General features: G+C 43.4%; 11 protein-coding genes. 6 read left to right on the plus strand and 5 right to left on the minus strand.

Translation table 11 applies throughout. The annotated features are described in order from the left end of the window. Positions 1–601: 601 nt before the first annotated feature. From KUV50_RS19160 to KUV50_RS19170, 3 genes are all read right to left on the minus strand, one after another. A complete protein-coding gene (locus KUV50_RS19160; RefSeq protein ID WP_222581824.1) occupies positions 602–934 on the minus strand; it encodes a hypothetical protein in 333 nt (110 codons plus the stop codon). 2 nt (positions 935–936) lie between these two features. After that, on the minus strand, positions 937–2,232 hold the full coding sequence (locus KUV50_RS19165; RefSeq protein WP_222581825.1) for a TonB-dependent receptor: 1,296 nt from the start codon (positions 2,230–2,232) through the stop codon (positions 937–939). A 306-nt stretch (positions 2,233–2,538) separates the two neighbouring features. After that, complete coding sequence (locus KUV50_RS19170) at positions 2,539–3,732, minus strand: ATP-binding protein (protein ID WP_222581826.1); 1,194 nt, start codon at positions 3,730–3,732, stop codon at positions 2,539–2,541. 188 nt (positions 3,733–3,920) lie between these two features. On the opposite strand from KUV50_RS19170, the gene KUV50_RS19175 reads away from it, so the two are divergent. Next, positions 3,921–4,781 (plus strand): sugar phosphate isomerase/epimerase family protein, encoded by an 861-nt coding sequence (locus tag KUV50_RS19175; RefSeq protein WP_222581827.1) that lies wholly within the window; start codon positions 3,921–3,923, stop codon positions 4,779–4,781. 112 nt (positions 4,782–4,893) lie between these two features. On the opposite strand, the gene KUV50_RS19180 is transcribed toward KUV50_RS19175, so the two are convergent. Together KUV50_RS19180 and KUV50_RS19185 are read right to left on the minus strand one after the other, a co-directional pair. After that, complete coding sequence (locus KUV50_RS19180; RefSeq protein ID WP_222581828.1) at positions 4,894–5,286, minus strand: DoxX family protein; 393 nt, start codon at positions 5,284–5,286, stop codon at positions 4,894–4,896. Between the two features lie 339 nt (positions 5,287–5,625). Beyond that, positions 5,626–6,957 carry a hypothetical protein gene (locus tag KUV50_RS19185; protein ID WP_222581829.1) on the minus strand — a complete coding sequence of 444 codons (1,332 nt, stop codon included), beginning with the start codon at positions 6,955–6,957 and terminating at the stop codon, positions 5,626–5,628. Between the two features lie 404 nt (positions 6,958–7,361). Between KUV50_RS19185 and KUV50_RS19190 the strand changes: the two genes are divergently transcribed. The 5 genes from KUV50_RS19190 (at position 7,362) to yiaK (ending at position 12,863) form a co-directional block, all read left to right on the plus strand. Then, on the plus strand, positions 7,362–9,035 hold the full coding sequence (locus tag KUV50_RS19190; RefSeq protein WP_222581830.1) for a sodium:solute symporter: 1,674 nt from the start codon (positions 7,362–7,364) through the stop codon (positions 9,033–9,035). 24 nt (positions 9,036–9,059) lie between these two features. Continuing rightward, positions 9,060–9,755, plus strand: coding sequence for a hypothetical protein (locus KUV50_RS19195; RefSeq protein ID WP_222581831.1), 696 nt, complete (start codon positions 9,060–9,062; stop codon positions 9,753–9,755). Between the two features lie 48 nt (positions 9,756–9,803). Continuing rightward, on the plus strand, positions 9,804–10,595 hold the full coding sequence (locus KUV50_RS19200) for a 3-hydroxybutyrate dehydrogenase (RefSeq protein ID WP_222581832.1): 792 nt from the start codon (positions 9,804–9,806) through the stop codon (positions 10,593–10,595). 120 nt (positions 10,596–10,715) lie between these two features. After that, positions 10,716–11,093: a Dabb family protein gene (locus KUV50_RS19205; RefSeq protein WP_222581833.1), complete on the plus strand. Its 378-nt coding sequence runs from the start codon at positions 10,716–10,718 to the stop codon at positions 11,091–11,093. A gap of 750 nt (positions 11,094–11,843) precedes the next feature. After that, positions 11,844–12,863 (plus strand): 3-dehydro-L-gulonate 2-dehydrogenase, encoded by a 1,020-nt coding sequence (gene yiaK, locus KUV50_RS19210; RefSeq protein WP_222581834.1) that lies wholly within the window; start codon positions 11,844–11,846, stop codon positions 12,861–12,863. The last annotated feature ends 309 nt before the right edge of the window (positions 12,864–13,172 follow it).

Raw genomic sequence — 13,172 nt, forward strand, 5'->3', positions numbered from 1 at the left:
TTTTTAACCAACTGACTATCTTATTCCCGGATCGGGTGAAAGTCATAAAATGATTATTTAACTTTACTCATGAAATCAGAATCAATTTTGAGCGAATACACAAAATTTTAAACAAGCCCTATCAAATGCATCCCGCTGTTGGAAATTATTCTGCGCCAGAAGCTGGGTATGTTTTTAGCATTCCAAAACCTGGGTTGAATGGAGCCTGCCTGGCTTCATTCAAATTTAAAATTGTCTGCAGACGGGCTTTCAGCTGCCCGGGAGATTAACAACAGCCAATTCAAGCGGAACTAAATTCATCAAGCTATGGGCTCGGCAATCTTTCCCACGCTCCAGACGCGCCCACAAGCTTACCGATCCCCCAATTTAACATACGAACTTCGTTCTTGTAGCACTAAACACATCCGGAGCTAGATGCTCCGCCTACTTTTCCAACATCAAGACCAGAACTGCTCTATTTGACTGGTCCAATTGATACTCAATGGTAAGGCGCACCTCATCATCTGTTTTGTAATTTAGCTCAATAGCTTTCGTGACCTTTTTACTTTCCCTATAAATATAATTATCGGTGATTTCAGAGTTGAATGAGTACTTTTTACAATTATAACTGGTACGTAAACGACACCGTATTCCAACCCACGATAAACCCATAGCCCCCTTGTGCATTACCGGTGTCTAAGGACGGCTCGATAAAAGGTTCATCGGAAGCATCATTTTTCTCAATGTATGTCTTATATCGGGGCTCAACCTGTCCGACTTCCATGTATATGTATTCTTTGGGCAGAAATTCATCCTCCCATACTCCTGGTGTACTCTTATAGAGATCTATGTAATATTCACCTTTAAATGAGTCGGCTGTTTTACACCTATTACTGATAAAAGTAGCATCTGCATCACAAGATGACCCGGGATTCTCAACATAGATCGGTCCCATACTTACTTCATTGATTTTAGGACTGTCATAATATGCTTTACCTTCATATACGGCATAATGGACTGGATTTTGTCGTTTTGATTGACCAGTCCGGTTTCCCGTATGCTTGATCGTTCGTTGTAATTTACTTCTGAGGAAATACTCCCTCCTTCATAATCTCTATTGAAGGTGGATTGTTGATTGGAATACCCAGAGCTATATGCTTGTAGTTTTGAAAAAAGATGATGATTCCATTGCCTGCTGTACCGGACACTCAGCACATTATTGCCCCATTTGAGTCGATTTTCAGTCCCTGATTCATCTTGAGCATCAAAGGTGCCACTGTATATGGGGGTGACATCCTGACTTATGTAAAAGCTGGCATAAAAGTGATCGTTCTCCGAAGGATGCCAATTAAATTTCAGATTACCATCATACATCCAGTAATTCACATAAGTATCGATTTGACCTGAATTATATAGCCACTTCAGCGGCAGAACGACCAACCCGAGGTATGAAGCCCGAAATGTTCCTATAAAAGAAGCCGATTTACCAATGGGCCCTTCGATATTGTATCCGGAGTTAATCAGACCCACCTTAAGATCGGATTTGAATTCTTCCCGATTCCCTTCCCGGGTGGAGACATCAATAACTAAAGATAACCTTCCCCCATAACGTGCCGGTAAGCCACCTTTGTAGAAATCCACATTTTTTACGATGGAAGAATTAAAGGTCGAGAACATACCCAGTAGATGATTGGTATTATAAACTGGCGCTCCGTCCAATAGGATCAGATTGTGTCCCGTCTTACCGCCCCGTGCCATCAGTCCATTACTGGCCATGTCACCCAGACTCACGCCGGGTAGTCCAGCCAGGCTATGCAGTAAATCCTGTTCCCCCAGTATAAAATTGATGTTATTCAATTGTTGGATCGGAATTTGGAAGCGACCAAACTGTTCTCCAGCATTCACGCGATGAGAAGAAATCGTGACTTGATCGATGGCAGTTGGCTGAAGCCGGAACGTTAACTCAAAATTTTGCAATTCTTTGACCGATATTGTATCGGATATATAGCCGACATAACTCACGATCAATAGGGAGGTGCCCTCATTGATCGTGAGATGAAATCGGCCAAATCCATCGGTGCTTGTGCCTTTTTCACTTTGCGCATCCCAGATATTGGCATTGACCAGGGGCTCTCCCGATAGAGAGTCCAGTACCCAGCCTGAAAGTGCTTGCCCGGAACCAATTTGGGGAGTCAAAAGGTAGAGTAGTAGGATTAATGAAGTTACTGATATTTTGTGGCTTTTTTTATTCATGCATTGAGTTCATTCTTACAAACGGCATTCAATTGATAATGCTGCCCAACCGCCAGGTGATTTATTCGGTGATATTGCACTCAGCTTCATCCCATGTGCCATCATGACGCACTTCACTGTCGTCTTTCTCATCGGCTTTAAAGGTCATATCGGTACTAGTCCAGGTCACACTACTAAGGGTGTTGCCGTCATTATACCGACTGATAATGATTTTATTACAGTTATAACCGTGTTCCTTTTTGGTGACGTCTGGTCTGGCTATATCGAGCGTACCAATTATATGTCTATATTCAAATCCAGGTTAAATTAACGCACCAATCCAAACTGCCACAATGGTATTTTCTGTCCCACGGGATATTCTATTCCGTCAGCAACAATGTATGCGTGCCGGAGGGCTACTATCTGATACTGCTTTTTATGTGGCCCACCGACTTCAAAAGTAAATTTATCATTGACCACAAAATCGCCCTGAGAAGCTATACGGATGGGATAAGCCTGTCTAACCTGACTCACGAAAAAGGTTTCCCTCAAAGCACCCCGGTTAACTTCTGACCAACTAAGCGCGTGCATTAAGTTCGTATCATTTAGAAATACTTTGTCCGGTTTTTGCAGACGGGTAATACCAGACGATTGTCTGTATAGTCGATGGATTAATTGTGCATCTTCCAGAAGGTGCAATAATTTGATAATGGTATTGCGGGATGTCCCGATGCGTTGGCTTAGCTTGCTGATATTTGGAATGAAAGGAACTGAATCAGCCAGAATTGATAAAAATTTGATCAGGAATAAGACCATATCCGGTCCGAGTTCATGATAGGACCTGATATCAGACTCAATAGCAATTCGTGCAGTTTCACGTAGTTTTTCCAGATAAAATTCTGAATTTTCAATCGAATAAGGATAATAACCGAGTTTTAAGTATTCATCAAAAACACTCAAAGGCTTAATTTTTCCTACAACTTTATGAGATATGGTATTGGAACTTTTAATAATCTCTTCTAGGGTATAACTCTTTAACTCAAGGTCATAATTCCAATTCAAATATTCTCGGAAAGATAATCCGTACAACGTTCTTATCACTGCTCTTCTGCTGAGATCCGCTGTGGAAGAATCAATGTGTAAGACCGAAGAGCCGGTAAATATGATCCTCAATTGGGGATGAGAATCATATATAAATTTTAATTCTCTTGACCATGATGGATATCGATGAACTTCATCGATCAAGAGCGTTCTGCCTCCATATTTCACAAAATCGCTGCTAAAGTCCACTAAAGAATGTGTAAGAAACAAAGGATCATCCAGGCTAATGTACAGCGTGCTTTGATCCAAGGGTAAGGATTGTTTTGCATACTGAAGGAGTAAGGTTGTTTTACCTACGCCGCGTGCTCCTTTGATTCCGACCAAACGATTTGGTTTTTCCAGAAATTGGATCAACGGCCTTATGTAATAGAGACTGGTAGCTTGAATTAACTGGTTAAAATATTCAAATTGCTTTTCCATGACTACAAATATACATATAAATTGCTTTTCATGCACAACATAATATGTGTGATATTGCTTTTATACCTTAACAGAGTGAACTGATTGGTGAAAAAGGAAGTTGAAAGAGAGTCATTTCATCGATAGAAGGTAATTACCAATAAAAATCGGTATACTTGTTCTATTAATCAAACATAGAATACCCACCGATGAAAAACGTATTTAAACCCTTCTTATTCGGATTGATCTTCACCCTTTCTTATCTGCCAATTCAGGCTCAGGACTTTTCCGGAGCGGAAAAAATGGGATGGAAACTGGCCTCACAGGCTTATACCTTCAAAGAATTTACCCTGGAACAGACCCTCGACAAGCTCAATGACCTTGGCATCAAATACGTGGAAATGTATGGTGGACAAACCATCGGTGCAGGCATCGAAGGGAAAACTGATTTTAGAATGAGCGCGGAGAAAAGGCAACAACTCAAAAACTTGCTTCTATCCAAAGGCATTACGCCGGTCGCATTTGGCGTGACCAAAGGACACAATGAAGCGGACTGGAATCAACTCTTCACATTTGCTAAAGAATTGGGCATCGGAGTGATAACTTCTGAACCCGATTATGGTGACTTGGATCTCGTCGAATCACTTTGCAAAAAATATGACATCAAAGTAGCGATCCACAATCACCCTATCCCTTCTAAGTACTGGCATCCTAAAATTGTGATGAATTTACTGGAAGGACGCAGTGAGCTGATCGGCGTATGTGCCGACATTGGGCACTGGGTTCGGTCCGGGCTGGACCCGATCGAAAGCCTCCAGACCGTGGAAGGACGACTTCTTAGTTTTCATTTTAAGGACATGAACAAATTTGGGGAACGAAGCGCACACGATGTTCCATGGGGCCTTGGGGTAAGCAATATTTCCGGTGTGATGCACGAGATGAAGCGCCAGGGATTTGACGGGCATCTGTCTATAGAATATGAACACAATTGGATGAACAGTGTTCCGGAAATCCGTGAAGCCATCGCATACTTTGCCCGTGTCTCTGATTACCTGGCTAACGCAAAATAAGCAGAGAAACTCTGATAGGACTAAGCTGAAAATAAGGAAGCTGAGTTAAAGATTTTGAAAGGATCCATACAAATAGAGGAACCCATTCATAGTTCACCATCATCAATAATCCCTAATACTGTACCTGATCTTTCTCTGTCAAATTCGCATCTTGAATGGTGGCTTTATTTCTGAGAAGCACATACACCAATAAGACCAACAAAATAAGAGGAAGTAGTGCACGCAAGTACTCTGCATTGATCAGGTGTGTACCAATGGCCCCCAGCATTAATGTCGCCAAAGCCAGAACGGCCACAAAACGGGTCCGCGGAATGATAAGTCCTATCGCACCCAGCAACTCCACAACTCCGATCACCAGCATAAAACCCGGAGAATATCCCCAGCTTTCAAAATCATTGACTTGCGCATCTGCTTGAATTAATTTGCTAATGCCAGTTCCCAGATACATTATTGCCAATAAAAAAATAATGATACTGCCGGGTAAGTTTTTATTCTTTTGACCCATTGTGGAATGTTTTAATTTCAAATAATTTGATCGGCACACCTTGTTCGATCATGAATCGAATACAAAGTGTATCTAACGAATATAATAAATTATTTGGCATATCCATATCCAACTGTACGTTTCACTGCGGTTTTACAGTGGCACGATCCGTCGCATTCCTCAAAAATAGTATCTGATTACACAGAAAAATTAATTCTTTTGGTTTTACATTCTTCCTCCCGCATAACAGGAATAACGCCCAAACTTGCTATATATAGAGCCTTGAAGTTGATAAACTTGAATCCACGTCATCTTGTGTACGCTGATCGTAGGGAACGTAGGCTCTTTTTTGGTAAGGGTCTAAAGTACAATCCGGGCACCTAAGACCAACCCGTTGCTAAAAGCATCCCGTTCACTGTGTGTTTCACCAGGGGAAGGCATATTTCCACCGGTCATGAAGTTCAAGGGCACATATCCTTCCGTGCTAAATACTTCGAGAAACAAAATGGAGGATTCGACTACTTTTGTTTCAAAGCCCAGAATCTTCTGGTTTTGACGCTCCCAGGGGCTTCCTTCCGGACCCGTTCGAAAATCAGAATACTCTGCGGTTAAAGCAAACTTGGTTTGACCCTGTGGATTCAGGTTGACCTTAACACCCGCATTGAGTGAAGATACTTTGGACTCATAGTATTGGTTTAGCGGTGGATTGGGATTGTAGCTACCTGGCCAGGTATCAAATGTCTTGGAAAATCCGGCCTTAAACAAAACACGATCGGCAAAATGTACATTCGTGTAAGCAGAATACGCCGGGTTGTTCCGCACAGGTTCTCCAAAGTGTGTAATCGGAAAACCTGTACAATACGCACTTCCCAGCATATAAGACCCCCCAAACTGGATGCTGGAATGTCCCAGAACCGGGAAGGTATAATTCACATCTGCGGCAAAGTTATTCAAGCGGGATGGAACATTGGTCCCGTTCACACCTGTATGGGCTGCCCGGAACTGCGAACCGCCCTGGATAGCCATAACCGAAGCGTGCAATCCGGCCCTTTTATATCCCAGTTCCGCTCCAAAACTCAATCCGGCAAAAGCGTGCCAGGAAGAGGTGTTGGTAAACGGACTCACGGTACCCATATCTCCAAATGGTGTATCCATCTTCCCTATCGCACCGTATAAAGGAAATTTACTCAGATCACCAAAAATGATCATTCCTTTTCTCAGTTGCAATTGATTCCGGGTCAAAGCAGTAATCGTTCCGGGCCCGAAACTTTGCTGCGGATCATAAAGGATTTCTCCATACATGCTGATCCAGTTATTGACTGAAGCCGTCACGCCAACCTGAAACGAATGCAGTACCGCTTCCGTGACTGTGTTGCCGATTTGATTGTTAGACGTCGGATGACGCATCAGGTAACCAAATTTATCATCCATGTTGCTTTTCTGGTAGTCCATCAATCCGATGATAGAGGCGCCAAGAACCAACTGGCGGTCCCTAATATTTCCCGCTTTCTTTTCATCCAATAGCAGGGAAGACTTCCGGATGTAGTGACTCGGATCCATCATCTTTCCAGATAGATCAGAATTGAGTTCGACCAGAGATTCGTTCTTTTCTCCTTGAACCTGTTGACTAAATAAAACCGGGCATTGAAATAAAAACAATAGACATAGAGTAAAAGTAATAGTTCGTTTCATGGGATTGAAATTAATAATTTGCAATAAAATTTTGATTCTGCAAATATAAGAAGGCTACTACTATTATTTGCAAAAAGAACGTTAAAGGGGATTAATCCCTCTGAAATTATACGAGTGCACTTTTTATTTGTTTTACTCAGCAAACTGAAACTATATACTTGCATCAGGCGTCAATCTCCTAATGCAAATATGAACCCGGTCTGCCAGAGCTATTTATTAATGGTTCTTCATATGAAAATATTCCGTCATATTTATATTATACGAACTGATGATCGCCCGTCGCCCCCGCTATTCTTCCCAACTTTTGTTTGTTTTTCAAGCCAATCGGACCAAAAATCATCAATTTTCAATTTCGCATTGAAATAAAAAGTTATATTAGCCCTCTTTGAAATCATCGTAACCTTATGACCCTAATCGACTACATCATCCTTATTGGCTATTTTATCGGTATCGTTACCTTTGGTTTGTGGATTTCCAGACGGATCAAAAGCAGCGATGATTATTTCCGGGGCAACCGAAAATTCAAATGGTGGATCATGATGGGGCAGGCTTTTAGCACCGGAACCCATGCTGAAATGCCGGTAGCCCAGACCGGTGTGACCTACAATCTGGGATTTGCAACCATCTGGTACCAATGGAAAAACATGCTGATCACACCATTCTATTGGTTGATTGCTCCCTTTTACCGTCGGAGTAATCGAACCACGGTGGGTGATATTATCGAAGATCGGTATGGGAAGATAATAGGTTTGATGTATTCCATCTTTGCCATGGTGTTCTTTGTGTTTATCATGGGGGCCATGCTGCAAGGCGCTGCTAAAGTAATCTCGGTGCTGAGCGATAATATGATCTCACCCACCGGCGTGGTACTGGCCATGACGGTCGCTTTTATCGTATACAGCTTTGCGGGAGGGCTCATCGCCGCAGCCTACACGGACTTTTTTCAGGGTTTGTTAATTATTGTGCTGTCCATCATGCTGATTCCTTTGGGGTTGAATGACGTAGGTGGTTTTAGTGGCATGCGGGAAGTGCTTCCTGAGGACTTTTTTGATTTGATGAACAGTACCAGTGGTATCGACGGATTCACCCTGGCTATGCTGGCAGTCAATGGGATGGTTGGCATCACCGCTCAGCCGCATATGGTGGCCATGTGCGGTACGGGAAATACAGAGCGCGCCGGACGGATCGGACAGACCTTTGGCTCACTGGTCAAGCGGCTGGTCACGATCGGATGGGCGCTCACCGGTCTGATCGTTGCCGCAATGGTCATCAAACATGGCGTGACATTGGAGGATCCGGAATACGCTTTCGGATATGGAGCCCGGGAACTCCTTGGTCCCGGATTGCTCGGGCTGATGTTTGCTGCTATCGTTGCGGCAAATATGTCATCACTTTCCACTTTTATGGTCAACAACGGGGCTCTATTTACTCAAAATATTTACAAAGAATACATCAATCCGGAGGCACCGGACCGGAAGCTGCTCACCATGGGCAGATATTCCGGATTGGTTCTATCACTCGTAGCAGTACTTTTTGCATTGAGTATTGATAATGTGCTCCATGCTTTCTTATTCACCGAAACCATTGCCGCGTTTGTGGGAATAATATTCCTCGGCGGGGTGATCTGGAAAAGAGCAAATCGATATGGAGCTGGTGCTGCAGTGCTGGTTGCTTTGGTCAGTTATTACTGGATCAATTATTCAGACACGGGTGAATTGGTTTTGGTGTATAAATGGCTACCCGCCCCTTTTGGTTGGGCGATGCTTTTGGGTTTTGCTGCTTTTTTTATCGTCAGTCTATTGACAAAACCGGAGGATCCCAAACGCATTGAAAAATTCTTCGATGAAATGCGCCGCAAATCAGATTCGGATACCATAGGACCAGATGGAAAACCGCCCTTGGCTTCAGAGACGGGCGATGATCTGCTTCTTTTGGATTTGCCGGGCTGGTTTCGTAAAGATCGCTGGAAGAATTTCTTTCAGCGGTACCGCGAGGACCTGATTGGATTTGGGTTGAGTTGGATATTCATAGGATTGATTATATTGCTGGCCTGGGGAATCCTTCAAATTGGAGGCTAACCCCCGGGTAAAGTCTGATGTATCATGCAAAATAAAAAATACGCCGCCTTCCAGATGGGTAAGATCACCAAAACTGATCGATGGGTATATCTCTTCTTGGGGCTCATTCTTATAGTGGCCCTTATTATTGGTTTACGGGATGAAACAGCGTTCAATACCCGATTTGCTAATGAGGATGGCTTCGTTGAAAACCTGACTACTGTGGCCTTATTGGGTGTATCCATACTATGTGGCATTCGATTATTCCGTCAGTGGAACCATCATACATGGACCTGGTTGCTCGGCACGGCGGGGTTTGCTATTTTATTCTTTTTTGCGGCAGGAGAAGAAATATCCTGGGGGCAACGTATTTTTGGGTGGGAAACCAACGAATATTTTATGGAACGCAATGCTCAGAGCGAAACCAATCTTCATAATCTGGTCGTCGGTGAGACAAAAATCAACAAATTGATTTTCAGCCAATTGCTCACTTTAGTTATGGTCGTTTACCTCATTATAACACCCATATTATATCGTCGGATAAAATGGGTGCAGGATTTATTTGATCGATTTGCCGTGCCCGTAGTCCATTGGCATCACACCATTATTTTTTTACTGGTCACAGGTATCGTATTGGTCATTCCGGCCGAACGCAAGTGGGAAGTTTATGAACTGGCATTTGGCATGATATTTTTCCTTATATTTCTCAATCCGCTGAATAAGGAAGTTTTTAAAAATTGAACAAAAATGTGCTATCAGATGCCCATCATTTTAACATAAAAACAGGCCATGGTTTCACATAAAAAAATGCATGAACGCAACGTATTAATTACAGGAGCTGCTCACGGGATTGGCCTCCAGCTCGCCCTGGGTTTTGCACGTTCAGGCGCCCGGGTGATGATGACCGACATCAATGAATCAGAAGTCCTCCAAAGAGCTTCCGAACTGGAGCTCGAGGGTTTTCAGGTCACGGGGGTTCGATGTGATGTGACGAAAGAATCGGAAGTTAAGTTTGCCGTAGCCCAGGCCAAAGTAGAGTACGGTGGCGTGGATGTTCTGATCAATAATGCCGGGATCCAGCATGTCGATTTAATCGAGGATTTTCCAGTGGAAAAATTTGAGGAGATGATCCGCATCATGCTCACGGGGCCGTTTATGTTGTCAAAACTGGTTATTCCACTCATGAAACAACAGCAGTATGGCCGGATTATAAACATTGCTTCCATTAACGGGCTGATCGGGTTTGCCGGGAAAGCAGCTTACAACAGCGCCAAACATGGGCTGATCGGACTGACCAAGGTAGCGGCTTTGGAAGGGGCAGACGACGGCATCACCGCCAATGCCATTTGCCCGGGTTATGTGGACACCGCCATGGTCCGGGGACAGTTTGAGGATCTCGCCCGTACCCGGAATACCACGGCAGATAAAGTACTGGAAGAGGTAATTTTCCCTTTGGTTCCACAAAAGCGATTAATCGACACAGAAGAAATCGTGCAAACAGCGCTTTATCTTTGCAGTGAATCAGCAGCCGGTATTACCGGCCAGTCTATTGTGATTGATGGCGGATATACGGTGCGTTGATAGCGGTTCAGATCACAAAACTCCATGATGTTTCTTGGTTATGTGAATTCGTAGCCAGTTTTTTCATGAGAAGATTTAACTATGTTACTTTTACTACTAACGCCTAAAACTTTTTAAACGATGAAAAACATTTTAATTATTGGAGCCACCTTGCTACTTGCTTTGTCAGTGATGCAATGCGGCGCTCCTCAAACCAGCGATAACATGATTACACACACGGTTTATTTTAAACTCAAACACCCCAAAGGATCTGAAGAGGAAAAAGCCTTCATTCAAAAAGCCGTTGATCTGGGCGCCATTGAGACGGTTCATAATCTTCGTTCTGTCAAAGAAGTCAGTCCCAAAAACAACTTTGATTTTGGTCTGATCATGCAATTCGAAGATCAGGCGGGGTATGACTTTTACAACAATCACCCCGATCATGTGGATTTCGTGGAAAATGTATGGAAAAAGGAGGTCGTTGATTTTATGGAAATTGATTATGTGCCGAACGAATGATATGATTGTCAATGATGGATGATTGATGATAATAATGGTTGATATTTGATTACTAAGGACAACGTATTACGCACACAAATCAGCGATTGGGCATAGATATCTTCCGAACCGATGGCTCTCATTTATTATTTTACCATTTGAACCACGGGGTAAAACCCATGGTTACCAACTAATTCGAGCCTAGCCCGCTTTATTCACCACGTCAATCTAGTATAATGCATAATATGCAATGAATCAATTGCTTAATTTCCAAAATTGGGCATATTACATAGCCCAATTTTGGGTGATGTTTGACTTTTGATTCATACATCTGCAGCGTTACTAACTCCTTGAATAAATCAAAAACCATGAATTTTCCGGACTAGGGCGCTCTAACAGGACCAATTGGCAGAGCCGAAAGCTCGACCAGATATTATAGCCCCCGGTTTCACCCGGGGGAATAAAAGATTGAAATAATTTGAGAGTCGTAGGTTCGGAACTTCAAAAGTAAGAGCAATAAAATTCAACAGAAGTTTCTTTTTTATTTGCATAATTTTGGTTTTGAACAGCGTTCCGCTTAACCCGGCAGACAATTTGGAAATAGGGCTTTCTTTGAGATCTTCGGTGATTATACAATATGGCAACTACAATCTTTATTAATGATTCAGGTAAATGGATTAGGGTGACATGGTTAGAAGATTACACTGCGAATTTCAGCGAAATCAGCGAGAAATATTATTCTTTAAGCATTCGTCAAAAAACTAAAAAGCAATGAAAGCTAAAAACGCCGCAATTAACCTCCCGTTTCAAGAAATCGAGCACCGTTTGTATGGTATTACCAGAGGGTTGGGTTTTGATGAAAACACAGCGCACCTGATTGCGCATACCCATACTCAGTCGAGCTGTGATGGCATCGAATCTCACGGATTGAACCGTTTTCCGCGATTTGTGGAATATGTCCACCAAGGATACATCAATCCGAAAGCACGAGCAGAACTCGTTACACCATTCGGAAGCTGGGAACGATGGGACGGACACCGAGGCGCCGGTATTCCCAATGCGGATCAAGCGATCAGGCGGGCTGTCGAATTGGCGAAATCCAAAGGAATGGGCGGCGTAGCACTCCGAAATACCAACCACTGGATGCGGGCCGGCACGTACGGCTGGATAGCTGCCGAACAAAATTGCATGGCCATCTGCATGACCAATACCATTCCCAATTTGCCACCCTGGGGCGGACAGACTCCCACGATCGGGAATAATCCCCTCGTCATCGCAGTCCCCAGGGATCAGGGTCCCATTGTGCTGGATATGGCCACTTCCCAGTTTTCGTACGGAAAGATGGAAGATAGTCAGAGAAATGGAAAGCAACTCCCTTTTCCGGGCGGCTGGGATCAACACGGCGAATTGACCAAAGATCCGGGAGCCATATTGGACGGCGGTCTGGTGTTGCCCGCCGGGTATTGGAAGGGATCGGGACTGAGTATTGTGATGGATCTCATGGTGAGTTTATTGGCGGATGGTCAAGCCAGCCATGAGATCGGGCAAAAGAAATATGAAACCGGGCTCTCACAATTGTTTCTTTGCATCGATATGGATCAGGCAGGTACTGGATCCGCTTACCAGAATGCTGCGGATACCATCATTGACCACATCCATGCAACGGGACGAGGTGATGAAGCGGTCTATTATCCCGGCGAACGGACGCTCCAGCGACGAAAAGAAAATATGAAAAACGGCATTCCGGTTGATGTTGAGATCTGGGATGAGATTGATGGAATGAGATACTGATAAAGGTAGGTCGAGGCTGAGGTCACACCCGTCCAAAATAAATTTCAGAGATAAATAAGCCCGATCAAAACCAGTAAATCAGACTAGGAGAATACTGGTGAATTCGCGGAAATTAGATGGATTAATCAAACTTAAGGGACTGTCAAGTAGTTTGTGTATTTGTGGAGTTCAAGAAGACTTTCCAAAAAATTTTGTGTTGAGCGGAATTGATCTGATTTTGTGAGTCTAAAAACTTTATACTATGAAAGATCAAACTCAAAAATTACTCGATGAATTGGTCAATCAGATTGCAGACAAGGATGAACTTGC

The organism is Membranihabitans marinus, from assembly GCF_019802045.1.
Taxonomy (GTDB): domain Bacteria; phylum Bacteroidota; class Bacteroidia; order Chitinophagales; family Saprospiraceae; genus Membranihabitans; species Membranihabitans marinus_A.